Origin of the sequence: Arhodomonas sp. SL1 (genome assembly GCF_052060015.1) — a bacterium.
Classification (GTDB): domain Bacteria; phylum Pseudomonadota; class Gammaproteobacteria; order Nitrococcales; family Nitrococcaceae; genus Arhodomonas.
Map to the genome: position 1 here is coordinate 1 of NZ_JBPODZ010000014.1, position 16,623 is coordinate 16,623.

Here is a 16,623-nt window from a genome sequence, read left to right on the forward strand (position 1 = left end):
AGCGGCGTTGTAGTGCAAATTCGGCTTCCCGGCAATCGCCCAATCAACTACTTATAGGCCTAACTGTCGAACTCAGGAGCCGAGGCTCCCGAGCCACACAAAACGCAGGGTCGGCGAGTCCGCGAGCCGGTGGAAATGGCCCCACATGGTGCCGTGATGGTTGATCGCCACCGTGATCACCGGGATCGCCATCATCACGCTCTGGACGATGGACAACGTCACCGCCCAGGTGGGCACCGGCCCGCCGATGAGGTGGTGCAACCCCACCTGGCTGTAGAACAGCGCCAGCGCCCAGAACCCGAGCAGCGAGAGCCGATAGGAGAGGATCGGCCGGCCGAGGATCTTGGGGATCATGTAATAGGCGATGCCTATGCCGATGGGTGTCACCCAAAGGCCGAGGACGTTGTGGGCGAACCACCAGTTCACGGTGGCACCGGAGACCCCTGGAAAGGCCCCCGGCAGGTTGGCGATGGTGAACAGCAGCGGGAACCACACCAGCGCCGCCATCAGGTACCAGCTGGTGACGTAGAGGTGCTCGACGCGCCGGCGCTGCACGGTCAGCAGCAGCGGCACCGCACAGAACCCGCCGCCGAGGACGAAGAGCAGATCGATCTGCCAGGGGATCTCCAGCCACTCCATGCCGTCGGAGTAGCCGGCGCCGATGGCGATCAGCCCGGCGGCCATGGCGATATTCCAGATCACTGCGCCGGTGGTGGCGTAGGCGCCACCCACCAGCGACGTCTTGAAAAGCCGCGGCAGCAGCCACACCGCCGCACCGATTCCCGCCATCGCCGCCCAGCCGTAGGCCACGGCGTTGAGATGCATCGGCCGGATCCGGCCAAAGGTCAGGGCGGGGAGGTCGGCGAGCAGTTCCGGCCAGTGCATCTTCAGCGAGGCGATCAGCCCGTACAGCGAGCCGACCACCAGCCATACGACCGCGGAGGCCAGGAAGGTGAGCACGGGCACCCGGGTGGAACGGTCCGCCTGGTCGCGCTCGGCCAGCGCCTGCTCATCCGCCCCACCTCGCTCCGCCACCTCGCCGCCGGTGGACGCCGGGTCCTCCCCCTCGCCCTCCTCACCCGGGGCGAAGATCGTTCGCGCGGCACCCTGGCCCATCCGGAACTGGTTGTTGGCGATGGCCCAGACCAACGCGCACATCCCCCCGAAGGAGATCAGGAAGCTCGCGGTGATGAGAAAGGCGACGGTAGGGGGATAGGGCGACCCGCGACGCTTATAAAGCAGTACGGAGTATACTGCTTTATTGACGCAGATCAAGCAAACCGGCCGTCAGTCACGTCCCGAGGATGAGGGTCAGCACCGCCAGGATGCCAACGACGGCCAGGGCCCCGCAGGCAAGGGGGATCGCCGCCAGCAGCGGCACCTGCCAGCGTCGGTCGTGGACATAGTCCTCGACGATCACCCGAAGGCCGAGGGCGATGTGCCAGAACAGGGTCCCGAGCAACAACACCATTGGGATCGCCGCCGCCGGTCTCCCCAGCCACTGGCGGGCCGCTTCTACCCCGTCGCCGGCCGGTGCGAGCACCGCCAGCACGAACCACAGCGACAGGGGCACCAGCGCCGCCGCGGAGACGCGCTGCCACCACCAGTGCGCGACGCCGGTACGGGCCGAGCCCAAGTGCCGGGCCCGCCGCAGCGCGCCATACGGGGCCGAGCGTGCCATTATCCTGCCCCTCCACTGGCTAGCAGGGCGGCCATCCAGTAACCCAACGTGGCCACTAGTGTCAGCCCGACCACGGTCCAGCCGCTCCTGTAGATCTGGCGCAGCTCGAAGCCGCGCACCGAGTCCCAGCAGAGGTGACGGATGCCGTTGCCCAGATGGAAGAACAGGCACAGGCTCCAAAGCATCTGCAGCACCCGCCCCGGTGCTGTCGCCAGCCACCCGTGCAGGCGCGGCTCCGTCGCCCAGGCCAGCTCCGCCAGCCACAGGACCAGCACCACCGCACCCGCTGTCAGCAACACCCCGGTCAGTCGGTGGCTGATGGAGAGCACCGAGGTCAGCTGCGGCGCGTAGACCTGCACGTGGGGCGACAGGGGACGACGATCGGTCATGGCTCAGCCCTGGCGCTCGAGCAGCATCCGCTTGATCTCGGCGATCGCCCTGCCCGGGTTCAGGCCCTTGGGGCAGGTGCGCGTGCAGTTCAGGATGGTATGGCAGCGATACAACCGGAACGGGTCCTCCAGCTCGTCCAGGCGCTCACCGCGCGCCTCGTCGCGACTGTCGGCGAGCCATCGCCAGGCCTGCAGCAGCACCGCCGGGCCGAGGAAGCGCGAGCCGTTCCACCAGTGGCTCGGGCAGCCGGAGGTGCAGCAAAAGCAGAGGATGCATTCATAGTAGCCATCCAGCGCCGCACGCTCCTGGGGCGATTGCAGCCGCTCCCGGGACGGTGCCGGGCTGTCGGTGCGCAGCCACGGCCGGATGGTCTGGTACTGCGCGAAGGCATGGGTCTGGTCGCCGACCAGGTCCTTAATGACCGGCAGGTTGTTGAGCGGGTAGATCCGCGCAGGCGAGGTGAGCTCGTCGAGGCTGCGGGTACAGGCCAGCCAGTTGGTGCCGTCGATGTTCATCGCGCAGGAACCGCACACCCCCTCGCGGCAGGAGCGCCGGAAGGTCAGGGTAGGGTCGATCTCATTCTTGATGGTGATCAGCGCATCCAGCAGCATCGGCCCGCAACGCGCCGCATCGACGGTGTAGGTATCGAGCCGGGGCTGGGCGTCGCGCTCCGGGTCGAAGCGGTAGACTTGCAGGGTCCGCGGATCCGTCGCATCCGCCGGCGCTGGCCATTCCCGACCCCGGCGGACCCGCGAGCGGGCGTCCTGCCCGAAGCCCGACGGGACCGGGAACCGGCGCAGCCACGGCCGGCGTGGCTTCTCCGCCGAGCTGCGGACGATCACGGACTTACCCCAGGCGGATTTACCCCGGGGAAGTCTTCCGGCCGGTTGCCGGCGCGGACCCACTCGCAGAACTCCCGGCTCAACGCCTCCAGCACCGGGGTCGCCTCCAGCAGGCAGGGGCAGACATCCTTGCGGATCACCGCCCGGGCACACTCCATCCGGGCGGACGCCGGTGCCCCACCACAGCGGCAAGCCACCTCCAGCGCCGTGGCTCGGAGCTCACCGAGCGGAATGCCTAGCCGGTATCCCTCCGCGTACATGGTCGCTCCTGAATGGGCAATGAAACCAGTATTGTATTTACTAGTATCAATTGGGATAACTGTCAACCACAGCTGCTCGGAGCCACCGTGCGACCTCGCCAACCATCATCGCGGAGCCGGCTTGCAGGGGGCGCCTCCACCACAGGGCGGCTCATCATCGTGATGGCGGCCGTCTTCGCCATCGCCGCCGTGCCGACACCCTTGGTGGGGGCCGGCTGGTTCTGGGATATCGGCAAGGACCTTGGCCTGGCCGCGCTCGGGGTCACGCTCTGGCACGCGGCCGGTGCCGGTCATGACCTCCGCCACGCCTATCAGGTAGCGCTCCTGGTGGGCCTGTGCGGTTTGTGGCTGTACCTGAGGCCGGCCCCGCGGGCCGGGAGCGCGGGGATCACCGTCGCCACCGGCTATCTCGTCCTCGCCGGGACCGCCACCCTGGCATTCGCGGCGCTGCTCCAGCTGCCACACCACGACCGAAGCGGCCAACCGGGCATTGCGCTAAAACAAACAGATTCTATACTGCTTTTCGGCCAGATCCTCGCCGGGGTGGTGGTGCCGCGCCGGCGCCTGGTGAGCGCCGGCGCCCGCTACGTGGGGGCGTACCGCGCGCTCATCGCCCGCGAGGAGCGCGAGGCCTTCCCGGCGCTGCTGCGTCACCTGCAGGCCAGCGACTGGATCACCCTGGTCACCTCCTGCCAGTGGGGCTGCGGGCGCGCCCGACCGCTCGGCGAGCAGCCGGAGTACCAGGCGCTGCACCAGCGGATCGTGCGCGGCGCCGGCGGCATCTGGCCCCCGGCGATGGACACTCGGGCCCAGTGCCCGGTCTGCCACGGTGGCTGACCCCGCGGACAACCCCGGTAACCCGCGGCGCGACCACCACCTGGTCGCGACCCGAATTGTCCTCGAGAGCATGGAACAGGAACGCGATCGGCTGCGCTTCCTTGAGGCCACTCGCGGGCGTGCCGCGGCGCGCGAGTTCGCGGCCCGCACCATGTCGGGCTACCGGCGGGCGGTGGTCCGGCGCTCCGCGCCGGCCGGCGAACGCTTGTTTCGGCTGCGGCTGACCGGATCCTACTGCTACCTGAAGCAGTACCTGAAAGGCACATCCTCGCACCAACTACAACCCACGGAGGCATCATGAAGCGCAACGCAACGGCCGTCTGGCAGGGCGGCCTCAAGGACGGATCGGGAAACATCTCCACGGAGACGGGCACTGTGGCCAACGCCGCCTACTCCTTCGGGACCCGCTTCGAGCAGGGCACCGGCACCAACCCGGAGGAGTTGCTGGCGGCGGCGCATGCCGGCTGCTACTCCATGGCGCTGTCCCTGGTGCTCGGCGAATCCGGGGTGACACCCGAGCGCATCGACACCACGGCAACGGTCGCCATCGAGCCCAGTGACGATGGCTTCACCATTACCACCGTGCATCTCGATGTCCGCGCACGCATCCCCGGTATCGACCAGGGGACGTTCGAGGAGGCGGCCAACGCTGCCAAGGTGGGATGCCCGGTCTCCAAGCTGTTTAACGCGGAGATCACCCTGGACGCCCGCCTCGAGGGCTGAGCCCGCGCGAGGTCGCCATGGCACCGGTGGCGTGTGGGTCACCGGTGCCGGCCGGTGCGGTATCCTTGCGGGTATGCGGCCAACCACCGGAGGCCTGAATGCGAGAGGATGTCGTCATCACTGAGGTACGGACTGCGCGCGCGGTTGCCTTCGGGCCGAACCGAGAGCCTAGCGCCATCGCCAAGATCCCGGTGCAGGGGCCGGTTGCGGTGGCCGCCAGCGGTCTGGATGGTGACGAGCAGGGCGACACCCGCCACCGGCGATTGAGCCGCGAGCCGGGGGCAGGCGGCCCTGCCCCGTGTATTCAGCCGTGGCGCTCGCGCACCTGCTGTGCCGCCACCACCATGTTACGCAGCGCCGGGGTTACCTCTTCCCAGCTCCGGGTCTTGAGTCCGCAGTCCGGGTTCACCCACAACCGCTCCACTGGGTTGAGCTCGGCGGCACGCTCGAGCAGCAGGACCATCTCCTCCACCGTCGGTGTCCGCGGCGAGTGGATGTCATAGACCCCCGGGCCGATCTCGTTGGGATACTCGAAGGAGACGAAGGCGTCCAGCAACGCCATCGCCGAGCGGGACGTCTCGATGGTGATCACATCCGCGTCCAGCGCGGCAATGGCCTCGATGATGTCGTTGAACTCGGAGTAGCACATGTGGGTGTGGATCTGGGTCTCATCGCGCACCCCGCCGGTGGCCAGCCGGAACGCCCGGGTCGCCCAGTCCAGGTAGTCCGCCCAGTCCGCCCGGCGCAGCGGCAGGCCCTCGCGGAAGGCGGGCTCGTCGACCTGGATGGCGGCGATGCCGGCGGACTCCAGGTCCGTGACCTCGTCGCGCAGTGCCAGCGCGATCTGCTCGCAGGTTCTCCAGCGGGGCTGGTCGTCACGCACGAACGACCACTGCAGGATGGTCACCGGGCCGGTAAGCATACCCTTCATCGGTCGCTCGGTGAGCGACTGGGCGTAGCGCGACCACTCCACGGTCATCGGCCCGGGGCGTCGGACGTCGCCGAAGATCACCGGCGGTTTGACGCCCCGGGAGCCGAAGCTCTGCACCCAGCCGTGTTCGGTGAAGCAAAAGCCCTCCAGCAGCTCGCCGAAGTACTCGACCATGTCGTTGCGCTCGGCCTCGCCGTGGACGAGCATGTCCAGGCCCACTTCTTCCTGCTGTCCCACGGCGTGGGCGATCTCGGCACGCATGCGCTCGGCATAGGCGGCGTCTTCCAGCCGACCGGCACGGTGCTCGCGGCGGGCCTTGCGGATGCCCCCGGTCTGGGGGAACGAGCCGATGGTGGTGGTGGGAAGCAGGGGCAGCCCCAGGCGGGCGTGCTGCGCCGGCGCGCGCTCGGGATAGGCATGGGCGCGTCGGCTCATGGTCGCGTCGATCCCCACCGCGCGCTCGCGCACCTCGCGGCGATGGATGCGCGTGGAACGCTCGCGCGCCTCGCGCGCCTGTCTGCTCGCGTCCAAGGTGTGGCCGACGTGCGCACGGCCGTGGCGGAGGGCCGCGCCCAGCGTGCTGACCTCCTCGACCTTCTGAACGGCGAAGGCGAGCCAGCTGCGGAGCTCATCGTCGAGTTTCTCCTCGGCGGTAACGTCCACCGGCACGTGGAGCAGCGAGCAGCTTGGGGCGAGCCACAGGCGCTCACCGAGGCGCCGGTGGACGGTCTCCAGGTCATCGAGCGCGGCGGTGAGGTCGGTGCGCCAGACGTTGCGGCCGTCGATCACGCCCAGCGAGAGGATCTCATCGTCGGGCAGGGCCGCGATCAGCGCGCCCGGATCGTCATTGCCGCGCACGAGGTCGATGTGCAGGCCCTCCTTGGAAAGCGCTACGGCGGCGTCGCGGTTGTCCCCGAGCCCGCCGAAGTAGCTGGTCACCAGCCGGCGCACGCCGGTGTCCGCGAGCCCGCGATGGGCGCGTGTCAACGCCTCACGCCACTCCGCGTCGAGATCGGTGACCAGCACCGGTTCGTCGATCTGCACCCACTCGACACCGGCCTCCGCCAGCCGGCCCAGCAGCTCACGGTAGACCGCCACCAGCGGCTCGAGCAGCGCCAGCTTGCCGCGCTCCGGATCGTCATTGCGGGATAACGCCAGGTAGGTCACCGGGCCGATGAGGACGGGCTTGGGCCGATGTCCGGCGGCCTCGGCCTCCGCCACCTGCTCGAGCAGCGGGCCCGCATCCAGCTCGAAGCGCTGACCCGCCGCGAGCTCCGGGACGATGTAGTGGTAGTTGGTATCGAACCACTTGGTCATCTCACAGGCGTGGGTGTCGGTGCCGGTGGGGGCGCGCCCGCGGGCCATGCGGAAGTAGGTGTCGATGTCGCGGTCGTGATCGCCGGTACGGAAGCGCTCCGGGATGACCCCGAACATCAGCGAGTGGTCGAGCATGCCGTCATACCAGGAGAAATCACCCACGGGGACCATGTCGAGGCCGACGTCGGCCTGCTGCCGCCAGTGGCGCTGCCGGAGCTCGCTGCCCGTCTCCGCGAGGGCGTCCCGGCCGGTATCGCCGCGCCAGTAGCTCTCCAGGGCGCGCTTGAGCTCGCGGCGCAGGCCGAAGCGGGGAAAGCCGAGGGTGTGGGTGGTAACCATGGATCCTCCGGTTGTCGTCGTCGTCGGTCCCGGGAGGATGCGCGCCTATGGGAAATGTCTCAAACTCAATCTTTTCTACATATAAATGCATTAATTTCATATTCTTCGCCATGGTAATCCCTGCCGGCGGGGCCGCGGCCTTCACGCGGTTTCCGGGATCGCCGTAGACGGGAACACCCCCTGGGCGACACCGGAACAAGGGGGTTGAGCTGGGTCAAATGCCGCCTGTGGGGAAAACGCGATAGCCTGCCGGTAATCGCCATTACGCAGACAAGGATACCTCCAATGCCCGATCTCACGCCCGAGGACCGGGAGCCGACGACCCCGGAGACCCGGGACGACCCGCTGGCCGCCTGGGACGCCCTGCGCGAGCGTTGCCCGGTGGCCTACGACGAGCGCACGGGCTGGACCCTGCTGCGGCATGCCGAGGTGGAGCGGGCGCTCCACGAGCCCGACATCTTCAGCAACGCGGTCTCCCAACACCTGTCGGTCCCCAACGGCATGGATCCACCGGAACACACGGCCTTCCGGGCCTTGGTGGAGCCGTACTTCACGCGGGGACGGGTGGCGGCGTTCGAGCCGGACTGCCGGCGGGTCGCCGAGCGCACCCTGGCCGGGCTGCAAGGGCGTCGCACCGTGGAGTGGATGGACGCCGTCGCCGGCCCCTTCGCCGCGCGCGCCCAATGCGCCTTCCTGGGCTGGCCGGAGCAGATGGCGGAGCCGCTGCGGGAATGGACCGCCCGCAACCAGCAAGCGACGCGGGTGCGGGATCGTGCCACCCTGGCGGAGTTGGCCCGGGAGTTCGAGTCGTACGTGACCGCGATGATCCGCGAGCGGCAACAGGCGGCGGCCCCGGCTGGCGATATCACCGATCGATTGCTGGCGGAGCGGGTCGACGGGCGGCCGCTGCGGCGCGAGGAGCTGGTGAGTCTGCTACGCAACTGGACGGTGGGCGAGGTGGGGACGCTAAGCGCCGCCGTGGGTATCCTCGCCCATCACATCGCCACCGACACCGCCCTGCAGGAGAGCCTGCGCTCAACGCCCGAGCGGATTCCCGCCGCCGTTGAGGAGATCCTCCGGGTGGATGGCCCGTTGCCCACCAACCGCCGCCGCACCACCCGGGCGGTGGAGATCGGCGGCCGGCATCTGCCCGCCGGCGCCCCGGTGTCCCTGCACTGGATCGCCGCCAACCGCGACCCTCGGGCCTTTCCCGACGCCACCTCCCTGTGCCTGGAACGCGACCAGGGACGGAACCTCCTCTACGGGGCCGGCATCCACGTCTGTCCCGGTGCGGCGCTCGCGCGCATGGAGCTGCGGGTCGCGGTCGAGACCCTGCTGGAGGCAACCGAATGGATCCGCCCGGACGCGGACCGGCCGGCCGTCCGCGCCGCGCACCCCGCCGCCGGTTTCGCGGCGCTGCCGGTTCGGCTCCGGTAAGGAACTCGGCACGCCGCGAGGACCGGCCCGCGCGCCTTTTCTTTTGCCGGCAAACGTTTCAGACTGCTTGACGTTAACGTAAAGCACAGAGGAGGAGAGCCATGACCCGGATCGCTTTCATCGGGCTCGGCAACATGGGCGCGCCCATGGCCACTAACCTGGTCCAGGCGGGCCACGAGGTGACCGTCTTCGACCTATCCGCCGAGGCCGTGGCCACGCTCACCCAGGCCGGCGCCGCGGCGGCGGACTCGGCGGCGGCCGCAGCGCGGGGCGCGGAGATCGTCATCACCATGCTCCCGGCCGGCCATCACGTCCGTCAGGTCTACGAGGGCGACGACGGCCTGCTCGCCCATCTCGACTCCTCCACCCTGGCGGTGGACTGCTCGACCATCGCCCCCGAGGAGGCCCGGGCGGTGGCGGAGCAAGCGCGGCAACACAGCGTCCCCTTCGTCGACGCCCCGGTCTCCGGGGGGGTCGGCGGCGCGAAGGCCGGCACCCTCACCTTCATCTGCGGCGGCGAGAGTGAGGCCGTGGAACGCGCCCGCCCGGTGCTCGACGACATGGGAAAGGCCGTCTTCCACGCCGGACCGGGCGGCGCCGGCCAGGTGGGGAAGATGTGCAACAACATGCTCCTCGGCGTGCTCATGATCGGCACCTCGGAGGCGCTGAACATGGCCGAGGCCAATGGCCTGGATCCGGCGGTGCTCTCGGAGATCATGAAGGAGAGCTCGGGCAACAACTGGGCCCTGCAGGTCTACAACCCCTACCCCGGGGTGATGGAGAAGGCGCCGGCCTCCAACGGCTACCAACCCGGGTTCATGGCCGAGTTGATGGCCAAGGACCTGGGGCTCGCCATGCACATGGCGGTGAACTCCGGCACCGCCACCCCCATGGGGGCTTTGGCGCGCAGCCTCTACACCACCCATGCCGCCCAGGGCAACGGCAAGCGGGACTTCTCCAGCATCCTGCAGTTCCTCAAGGGCGGGGAGCTGTAGCGATTGCGGGATTGGCCGGCAGGTGATGTTCGCCGGCAGGGCCGGCTCCTACGGGGCGGGAACGGTTCGCCGCAGCTGTAGGAGCCTGCCTCGCAGGCGATGTTCGCCGGCCAGGCCGGCTCCTACAGCCGCCTTCGCGAGCCCCATTCGCGAGCGTGGCTCGCTCCTACGAGCGGGCGGGTTCCTCGCGGACGACGTGCACATCCAGCTGCGGGAAGGCGATGGCGATACCCTCCGACTCCAGCCGGGCCTTAATGGTCTCCATGAGGTCCCACTTCAGTGGCCAGTAATCCGAGGCCCGGCACCAAGGCCGGACCCAGAAGTCCACGCTGCTCGCGCCCAGGTCGCCCACCACGACCACCGGCTCCGGTTCTTTGAGCACCCGCTCGTCGGCGGTGAGGATGTCCATGAGCAGTTGGCGGGCCCGGGCGAGATCGGTCTCGTAATGCACGCCGACGACCATGTCCACCCGGCGGGTGTCCTTGGCGGAATAGTTGACGATGGCACCGCCGGTGATACTGGCGTTGGGGACGATGATGACCTTGTTGTCGGGGGTGGTGAGCCGGGTCTGGAAGATCTCGATCTCCTCTACGGTGCCGCTGATGCCGGCGGCCTCCACGTAGTCCCCGACCCGGAAGGGGCGGAACAGGATCATCAGCACCCCTGCGGCGAAGTTCGCCAGCGAGCCCTGCAGGGCCAGGCCGATGGCCAGGCCGGCGGCACCGAGGATGGCAATGAGCGAGGCGGTCTGGAGGCCGAGTTGGCCAAGGGCGGCGATGATGACGAAGGCGAGAATCAACGCATAGATGATGTTGGCGGCGAAGCTGACCAGGGTGTCGTCTACCTTCGCCCGCCGCATCAACCGCGAGGCGAGCCCCTTCAGCCCCTTCGCCGCCCACTTGCCGACGTAGAAGATGACGATGGCGCCGACCAGGTTGAGCAGGAAGTCCGCCCCGTTGGTCAGCAGCCAGGCCTGGCCGTCCGCGTAGAGCCGCTGCATGTCCTCCATGGGATCCTCCCCCGGTGTTTTTGTTTGCTGTTCCCGGGCGACGGTAATCCCTGCCGCCCCCGTGGACAAGCACCGGCGGGCGGGCCCGTCATGCCGTGGGTCGGGCCCGCCGGCTACAGGGCACGGGAGAAGCGCACCTGCGCCCCGGCGGCCGCCTGGCGATGGGCGTCGAAGGGCAGCGCAATCTGGCGCAGGAACAGCCGCCCCATGGGGGTGACGGTTAGCGCGTCCGCCCCACGGCGCACCAGACCGTCCGCCTCAGCCATCTCCAGGGCCTCCAGGGCGTCGGCGAAGTAATCGGCGAAGTCGATGCCGTGACGCGCGCCGATGGCCCGATAGTCCACCCGCGAACGGCACATCACTGCCTCGATGACCTCGGCGCGGAGCTCGTCGTCGGCATCGAGGCGATAGCCCTTGAACACCGGGAGATCGCCGGCGTCGACGGCGGCATTGTAGCCGAGCAGGTCGTGCCGATTCTGGCTGTAGGCACCGGCGAAGTGGCCGATCGCGGTGGAGCCCACGGCGATGAGATCCAGACCGCCCCGCGTGGCATAGCCCTGGAAGTTGCGTTGCAGGGTGTCGTCGGCCAGCGCCCGGGCCAGCTCGTCCTCGGGCAGGGCGAAATGGTCCATACCGATGTGCACGTAGCCCGCCTCGGTGAGCCGGCGGATGGCGTCGTTGAAGATGGCGAGCTTCTCCGCCGGCCCGGGCAGGGCCTCGGCGTCGATGAGCCGCTGCATCTTGAACCGCTCCGGGAGGTGGGCATAGTTGTAGATGGCGAGCCGCTCCGGGCGCATGCGGATCACCGTCTCCAGGGTCCGGTCAAAGCGCGCCCGGTCCTGATGGGGCAGGCCGTAGATGAGATCGAAATTGGTGGAGCCGAAGCCGTGAGCCCGGACCGCGTCCAGCACCTCGTCGACCATGGAGACGGGCTGGATCCGGTTGATCGCCCGTTGGACCTGCTCGTCGAAGTCCTGGATGCCGAGGCTGACCCGCGCAAAGCCCATGCCTGTCAGGCGCTCGATGCGTACCGGGTCCACCGTGCGCGGATCGATCTCGATGGAGAACTCGCGGCGCTCGGGGGGCTCGAAGGGGAAGGCATCGTCGATGACCCCCATCAGCCACTCCAACTGGTCGTCGTCAAGGTAGGTGGGCGTGCCGCCGCCGAAGTGCAACTGGGCCAGCGGCCGATGCCCGTGCAGCGCGGCCTGGGCATGGATCTCCCGCTCCAGGCGCAGCAGGTATTCCTCGGCGTGCCGGCGGTTGGCGGTGATCACCCGATTGCAGGCACAGTAGAAGCAGGCGGAATGGCAGAACGGCACATGCACGTACATGGAGACCGGCTCGTCGGCCACCGCATGGGCGCGCACATGGGCTACGTGAGTGGCCGCGTTCCAGCCCTCATGGAACGACAGCGCCGTGGGGTAGGACGTATAGCGCGGCGCATTGACATCGTAGCGGGCCAGCATCTGCGGGTCGATCTGCAGCGTCTCGGACATCGCAACCTCCACGGTCGCCCTGCGGGGTGGGTGCAGGAGCGGGATTTGGTGGTATTATAATCCGTATGCGGGATGCCTCTTTTGATCCAGATCATGGGAGCCCCATGAAACGTTATGCCTGGCAGGGGCTGGCACTGGCTTGCATCGGCCTCGGCGGCCTCGGTGTCGCCCTGCCCCTGTTGCCGACCACGCCGTTCCTGCTGCTCGCGGCCTACGCCGCCTCGCGAAGCTCGCCGGCGTTGGCGCGCTGGATCGCCGAGCACCCCCGCTTCGGCCCGCCACTGGCCGACTGGCAGGAGCGCCGGGCCATCGCCCCGGGGGCGAAGCGCACCGCGGTGGGGCTTATCGCGGTGAGCTGGGGGATCATGTGGCTCACCGTGGAGCCGCTGGCGGCACGCGCGGCCGTGAGCCTGCTACTGCTCGGCGTCACCGCCTTCCTGCTGACCCGCCCCTCCTGAAGGCGACCGCGGTCAGTGGCTAGTGCCACGGATATAGGCGGTCTTATTGCCCACGTTGTACTTGCCCGAGGGCCGCTTCATCGGGATGCGCCGCACCTCCTCGAGGGTCTCGGCATCGTAGACCACCAGTGCGCCGTCCTCCTCCCAGATACTGACCAGGGCATGGCTGCCGTCATGGGTGAACTCCACATGGGCGGCGGTCTCCCCAGGGGCCGGGCGCAGGGTCTCCACGATCTCCAGGGTCTCCTTGTCGATGACGTGGAGGACGTCCTTGTTGGGCCCGAAGAACACGTCGGCCCAGAGATAGCGGGTCTCGGGGTGGCTGCGCATGAAAAACCCCGGACCCAAGGTGTCGATGGCGTCGACCACCGCCCAGCGCTCCGGGTCGATGATGCTGATCCGGCCCTCCCGCAGGTTGGGGCTGGCGATGCGCAGCCCCTCACCGTGGCGGAAGCTGATCCCCGAGCCCAGGTGCGGCATGCCCGGGATGTCGAGGGTGGCGATCACCCGCCCCACGGTGAGGTTGACCACCTGCCCGCCCCCTTGGCGCGAGGCGCCGACAAGGTGGCGATACTCCGGGTCGAAGAAGAAGTCGTCCAGGAGGCTGTCCACCTTGATCCGCCGCACGGGGAAGCGCCGCCGGTCGATGGGCGGCGCCTCGCCGGACTCCTCCCGGTAGTCATGCATGATGCCGCGGTAGACGGGCAGCGCCTCGGCGCCGTCAGCGTAGGGGATCTCCCAGACCTCGCGGATGTCCTTGAGCGCGGCGATGAAGCTCTGCCGCGGCGGCGCGGTATAGACCGCGCTCACCCGGGAGCCCTCGCCGTGGTCGTTGGCCACCGGGATCACCGCCAGTGGGCGCAGGCCGTCGGCGTCCAGGATCACCAGGGAGTTGGGGAGATAGTTGGCCACGGCCACGAAGCGCCCGTCGGCGGAGACCGCGATGTTGCGGCTGTTGATCCCGGCGCGTACCTCGGCGACCTTCTCCAGGCCGTGGATGTCGTACTGGGTGACCCAGCCGTCCCGGGACATCAGATAGGCATAGCGCCCGTCCGGGGAGTACTTCACCCCGCCATGCAGGGCATAGCGGGTCGGGAAGCGGTGAATGGGCTCGAAGCGATCGCCGTCGAGGACGGTGATGTGGTGATCCCCTTTCTCCACCACCAGGAACAGGTTCATGGGATCGGCGTCGAAGACCGGCGCCCCGGGCCCGTCGCCCTCGCGCAGCCCGCGGTGGCTGCCGCGGATATCCGCCTCCACCCACCGCGGCGGCTCCTCCGGGGCCTGATAGATGTGCTCCACCAGCGCCGTGATCTCCGCCTCGGAGAGGACCTCCCCGTAGGCCGGCATCTGGGTGGCCGCCCGCCCCTCGGTGATCACCTGCTCGGCATCCTCCGGGGCCAGGCGACCCAGGTTCCCGGGCAGCAGGGCGGGGCCGAGGCCGCCGAGGCGGTCGTCGCCGTGGCAGGCCGCACAGTGACTCTCGTACAACGCCGCCCCGTCGGGGACCTCGGCGCCGGCAGGGAAGGCCGCCCCAGGGGACAGGAGCAGGGCGACGGCGAGCAGACAGCGCGGATTCAGCATGCCGCGTAGCCTGCCATCGGCATCGCCTCCAGCTCCCGGGAGAACCAATCGAGCTGCTCACGCAGCCGCACCACCTCGCCGATGATCACCAGGCTCGGCGGGCGTACTCCCTCCCGCCGGGCACGCTCGGGCAGATCCGCGAGGGTCCCGCTGATCACCGCCTGGTCGTCCAGGGTGCCGCGCTGGATCACCGCCGCCGGGTGGCTGCCAGGCAGGCCCCGCCGTCGGAGCTCCGCGCACAGGCGATCCAGCCCGCCGATTCCCATGTAGACCACCACAGTCTGGGAGGGCTGCACCAGCGCCTCCCAGGGCAGGTCCAGGGAGCCGTCGCGCAGATGGCCGGTGACGAAGGTCACCACCTGGGCATGGTCCCGGTGGGTGAGGGGAATGCCGGCATAGGCGGAACAGCCGAGGGCCGCGGTGATGCCGGGAACCACCTCGAAGGGCACACCGGCGGTCTTCAGTTGGTGGATCTCCTCGCCGCCGCGGCCGAATACGAAGGGGTCACCGCCCTTCAGCCGGACCACATCCAGGCCCTCACCGGCCAGCTCCACCAGCAGCTCGTTGATCCGGCCCTGGGGCAGGGCATGACGGCTCGCCGCCTTGCCCACGTAGATCCGCCGCGCAGAGGCCGGCACCAGCTCCATTAGGGCCGGGGCCACCAGGCGGTCGTAGAGCACCGCGTCGGCGTTCTCCAGCACCTCCCGGGCGCGCAGGGTGAGCAGCTTCGGATCGCCGGGCCCCGCCCCCACCAGGTAGGCCCGCCCCACGCCGCGGTGGCCGGCGAGCCGCGGCGGCGGCGTATCCGGATCCATGGGCAAGGCCAGCGATGAGCCCTCCCGCCAACCCAACGCCTGGACCAGCACCCCGGTGCGGTCCGCGGCCTCGGCGACCCGGCGGTTAAGGTCGGTGCTGTCCGAGGCCGCCACCGCCAAATGGCAGCCCGCCAGGTCGCTCTCGGCGAAGGCCCGCTCGAATACGGGCCAATCCCGGCCGGCCGCGGCCTCTCGCAGAACCGGCCGGGCGACCTCCGCCACCACCCGAAGGCGGGCACCATGGTCATCCAGCCAGGCACCGTAGCGGGCGGCGGCCTCGCCGCCACCGACCAGCAGCACCCGCCGCCCGGACAGGTTGAGCGTCGCCGCCATGTCGGTCATGCCAGCTCCCTCCCCGCTTCCGCGATGCCGATCTCCTCGTCGTCCAGGTAACAGCCCGGGTCCTCGGCCCAGAGGTTGCCCGTGAGCTGCCAGGCCCGCACCCGGGTGTTGCCCCCACAGATGTCGCGGTACGCGCAGGCCCCGCAGCGCCCTTCCAAGGGCCGGGGCCGCCGGCGCAGCCCGGCGAGCAGCGGCTCGCTCTCGTCGCTCCAGATCGTCGAGAACGGCCGGTCGCGGACGTTACCGAGGCTGTAGTGCCACCAGAAGGTATCCGGGTGGACGTTGCCCAGGTTGTCGATGTTGGCCACGTTGATCCCCGAGGAGTTGCCGCCCCAGGCCCGCAGCAGCCGCCGCAGCTCCGCCAGCGATGCCTCCGGGAAGCGCTCCGCCGCCCAGTGCAGGAGATAGACGGCATCGGCGTCGTTGTTGCCGGTGACGTACTCGCGCGGCCGGCCCGCCTCCAGGTCCTCAAGGCAGCGCTGGAACAGCAGATCCAGGGCCCAGCGGGTGCGCTGGTGGGCGGCGTCACCGCGGCGGTTCTTGTTGCCGCGGCCGGCGTAGTTGAGATGGGAGAGGTAGAACTTGTCGATCCCCTCCTCGTCCATCAGCCGCAGCAACCCGGGGAAATCGTCGGCGTTCTCCGCGGCCAGGGTAAAGCGCATGCCCACCTTGATCCCGGCCTGGCGACACAGCCGCAGCGCCCGCAGGGACTCGTCGAAGGCCCCCTTCTGCCGGCGGAAGCGGTCGTGGGTCTCGCCGAGCCCGTCCAGACTGATTCCGACGTAATCGAATCCGACGTCAGCGATCTCGGGGAGGTTCTCCTCGTCGATCAGGGTGCCGTTGCTGGACAAGCCCACGTAGAAGCCCATGGCCTTGGCCCGGCGGGCGATACGGAAGATGTCCGGGCGCATCAACGGCTCGCCGCCGGAGAGGATGAGCACCGGAACACCGAAGCCGTGAAGGTCGTCCATCACCGTCTCCACCTCGGCCTCCGAGAGCTCGCCGGCGAAGTCGATGTTCGCGGAGGTGGAGTAGCAGTGCTTGCATGCCAGGTTGCAGCGGCGGATGAGGTTCCAGATCACCACGGGCCCCGGGGGCTGGCCCGGGGTGCGTACGGAGCCCGGCTCGCGCAGGGCCTGGAGATAGCGGGTCACGCGGAACATG

17 protein-coding genes are annotated in these 16,623 nt (G+C 69.2%); 6 read left to right on the top strand and 11 right to left on the bottom strand.

Annotation, left to right across the window (positions count from 1 at the left end; all coding sequences use genetic code 11):
- Positions 1-72: 72 nt before the first annotated feature.
- From ACQ754_RS14645 to ACQ754_RS14665, 5 genes are all read right to left on the bottom strand, one after another.
- Entirely contained in the window at positions 73-1,149 is a 1,077-nt protein-coding gene (locus ACQ754_RS14645; RefSeq protein ID WP_440997783.1) for a cbb3-type cytochrome c oxidase subunit I, read from the bottom strand.
- A 142-nt stretch (positions 1,150-1,291) separates the two neighbouring features.
- The gene (gene sdhD / locus ACQ754_RS14650; protein ID WP_440997784.1) at positions 1,292-1,681 is read right to left on the bottom strand and encodes a succinate dehydrogenase, hydrophobic membrane anchor protein; all 390 of its coding nucleotides are present in this window, start codon (positions 1,679-1,681) and stop codon (positions 1,292-1,294) included.
- Entirely contained in the window at positions 1,681-2,070 is a 390-nt protein-coding gene (gene sdhC, locus ACQ754_RS14655; protein WP_440997785.1) for a succinate dehydrogenase, cytochrome b556 subunit, read from the bottom strand. Before sdhC ends, sdhD begins: the two co-directional genes overlap by 1 nt.
- 3 nt (positions 2,071-2,073) lie before the next feature.
- A complete protein-coding gene (locus tag ACQ754_RS14660; protein ID WP_440997841.1) occupies positions 2,074-2,766 on the bottom strand; it encodes a succinate dehydrogenase iron-sulfur subunit in 693 nt (230 codons plus the stop codon).
- 143 nt (positions 2,767-2,909) lie between these two features.
- A complete protein-coding gene (locus ACQ754_RS14665) occupies positions 2,910-3,173 on the bottom strand; it encodes a hypothetical protein (RefSeq protein ID WP_440997786.1) in 264 nt (87 codons plus the stop codon).
- 87 nt (positions 3,174-3,260) lie between these two features.
- Here ACQ754_RS14665 and ACQ754_RS14670 point away from each other — a divergent pair, with 87 nt between their 5' ends.
- From ACQ754_RS14670 to ACQ754_RS14680, 3 genes are all read left to right on the top strand, one after another.
- Entirely contained in the window at positions 3,261-4,010 is a 750-nt protein-coding gene (locus tag ACQ754_RS14670; protein ID WP_440997787.1) for a hypothetical protein, read from the top strand.
- A gap of 70 nt (positions 4,011-4,080) precedes the next feature.
- The gene (locus ACQ754_RS14675; protein WP_440997788.1) at positions 4,081-4,311 is read left to right on the top strand and encodes a hypothetical protein; all 231 of its coding nucleotides are present in this window, start codon (positions 4,081-4,083) and stop codon (positions 4,309-4,311) included.
- Entirely contained in the window at positions 4,308-4,733 is a 426-nt protein-coding gene (locus ACQ754_RS14680) for an OsmC family protein (RefSeq protein WP_440997789.1), read from the top strand. Before ACQ754_RS14675 ends, ACQ754_RS14680 begins: the two co-directional genes overlap by 4 nt.
- A 304-nt stretch (positions 4,734-5,037) precedes the next feature.
- On the opposite strand, the gene metE is transcribed toward ACQ754_RS14680, so the two are convergent.
- Positions 5,038-7,320, bottom strand: coding sequence for a 5-methyltetrahydropteroyltriglutamate--homocysteine S-methyltransferase (gene metE, locus ACQ754_RS14685; protein ID WP_440997790.1), 2,283 nt, complete (start codon positions 7,318-7,320; stop codon positions 5,038-5,040).
- A gap of 285 nt (positions 7,321-7,605) precedes the next feature.
- On the opposite strand from metE, the gene ACQ754_RS14690 reads away from it, so the two are divergent.
- The gene (locus ACQ754_RS14690) at positions 7,606-8,757 is read left to right on the top strand and encodes a cytochrome P450 (protein WP_440997791.1); all 1,152 of its coding nucleotides are present in this window, start codon (positions 7,606-7,608) and stop codon (positions 8,755-8,757) included.
- Between the two features lie 101 nt (positions 8,758-8,858).
- Complete coding sequence (gene mmsB / locus ACQ754_RS14695) at positions 8,859-9,752, top strand: 3-hydroxyisobutyrate dehydrogenase (protein ID WP_440997792.1); 894 nt, start codon at positions 8,859-8,861, stop codon at positions 9,750-9,752.
- A gap of 166 nt (positions 9,753-9,918) precedes the next feature.
- On the opposite strand, the gene ACQ754_RS14700 is transcribed toward mmsB, so the two are convergent.
- Together ACQ754_RS14700 and hemN are read right to left on the bottom strand one after the other, a co-directional pair.
- Positions 9,919-10,761: a mechanosensitive ion channel family protein gene (locus tag ACQ754_RS14700; RefSeq protein WP_440997793.1), complete on the bottom strand. Its 843-nt coding sequence runs from the start codon at positions 10,759-10,761 to the stop codon at positions 9,919-9,921.
- Between the two features lie 113 nt (positions 10,762-10,874).
- Complete coding sequence (gene hemN, locus ACQ754_RS14705) at positions 10,875-12,260, bottom strand: oxygen-independent coproporphyrinogen III oxidase (protein ID WP_440997794.1); 1,386 nt, start codon at positions 12,258-12,260, stop codon at positions 10,875-10,877.
- Between the two features lie 104 nt (positions 12,261-12,364).
- Between hemN and ACQ754_RS14710 the strand changes: the two genes are divergently transcribed.
- Entirely contained in the window at positions 12,365-12,718 is a 354-nt protein-coding gene (locus ACQ754_RS14710; RefSeq protein ID WP_440997795.1) for a YbaN family protein, read from the top strand.
- A gap of 12 nt (positions 12,719-12,730) precedes the next feature.
- Here the strand turns inward: ACQ754_RS14710 and ACQ754_RS14715 are convergent, their stop codons facing one another.
- The 3 genes from ACQ754_RS14715 to nirJ are packed head-to-tail and all read right to left on the bottom strand — an operon-like array spanning position 12,731 to position 16,622.
- Positions 12,731-14,302 (bottom strand): cytochrome D1 domain-containing protein, encoded by a 1,572-nt coding sequence (locus ACQ754_RS14715; RefSeq protein ID WP_440997796.1) that lies wholly within the window; start codon positions 14,300-14,302, stop codon positions 12,731-12,733.
- Entirely contained in the window at positions 14,296-15,459 is a 1,164-nt protein-coding gene (gene cobA, locus ACQ754_RS14720; RefSeq protein WP_440997797.1) for a uroporphyrinogen-III C-methyltransferase, read from the bottom strand. Before cobA ends, ACQ754_RS14715 begins: the two co-directional genes overlap by 7 nt.
- Positions 15,456-16,622: a heme d1 biosynthesis radical SAM protein NirJ gene (nirJ, locus tag ACQ754_RS14725; RefSeq protein WP_440997798.1), complete on the bottom strand. Its 1,167-nt coding sequence runs from the start codon at positions 16,620-16,622 to the stop codon at positions 15,456-15,458. The genes cobA and nirJ overlap by 4 nt, the downstream gene beginning before the upstream one ends.
- Position 16,623 lies beyond the last annotated feature (1 nt).

What these genes read in the sequence shown, in the direction of transcription:
- ACQ754_RS14675 (WP_440997788.1), top strand. Translation starts at nt 4,081, where the DNA reads ATGGAACAGGAACGCGATCGGCTGCGCTTCCTTGAGGCCACTCGCGGG.
- ACQ754_RS14700 (WP_440997793.1), bottom strand. Translation starts at nt 10,761, where the DNA reads ATGGAGGACATGCAGCGGCTCTACGCGGACGGCCAGGCCTGGCTGCTG.
- ACQ754_RS14665 (WP_440997786.1), bottom strand. Translation starts at nt 3,173, where the DNA reads ATGTACGCGGAGGGATACCGGCTAGGCATTCCGCTCGGTGAGCTCCGA.
- sdhC (WP_440997785.1), bottom strand. Translation starts at nt 2,070, where the DNA reads ATGACCGATCGTCGTCCCCTGTCGCCCCACGTGCAGGTCTACGCGCCG.
- ACQ754_RS14680 (WP_440997789.1), top strand. Translation starts at nt 4,308, where the DNA reads ATGAAGCGCAACGCAACGGCCGTCTGGCAGGGCGGCCTCAAGGACGGA.
- hemN (WP_440997794.1), bottom strand. Translation starts at nt 12,260, where the DNA reads ATGTCCGAGACGCTGCAGATCGACCCGCAGATGCTGGCCCGCTACGAT.
- ACQ754_RS14690 (WP_440997791.1), top strand. Translation starts at nt 7,606, where the DNA reads ATGCCCGATCTCACGCCCGAGGACCGGGAGCCGACGACCCCGGAGACC.
- metE (WP_440997790.1), bottom strand. Translation starts at nt 7,320, where the DNA reads ATGGTTACCACCCACACCCTCGGCTTTCCCCGCTTCGGCCTGCGCCGC.
- mmsB (WP_440997792.1), top strand. Translation starts at nt 8,859, where the DNA reads ATGACCCGGATCGCTTTCATCGGGCTCGGCAACATGGGCGCGCCCATG.
- ACQ754_RS14715 (WP_440997796.1), bottom strand. Translation starts at nt 14,302, where the DNA reads ATGCTGAATCCGCGCTGTCTGCTCGCCGTCGCCCTGCTCCTGTCCCCT.
- sdhD (WP_440997784.1), bottom strand. Translation starts at nt 1,681, where the DNA reads ATGGCACGCTCGGCCCCGTATGGCGCGCTGCGGCGGGCCCGGCACTTG.
- ACQ754_RS14710 (WP_440997795.1), top strand. Translation starts at nt 12,365, where the DNA reads ATGAAACGTTATGCCTGGCAGGGGCTGGCACTGGCTTGCATCGGCCTC.
- cobA (WP_440997797.1), bottom strand. Translation starts at nt 15,459, where the DNA reads ATGACCGACATGGCGGCGACGCTCAACCTGTCCGGGCGGCGGGTGCTG.
- nirJ (WP_440997798.1), bottom strand. Translation starts at nt 16,622, where the DNA reads ATGTTCCGCGTGACCCGCTATCTCCAGGCCCTGCGCGAGCCGGGCTCC.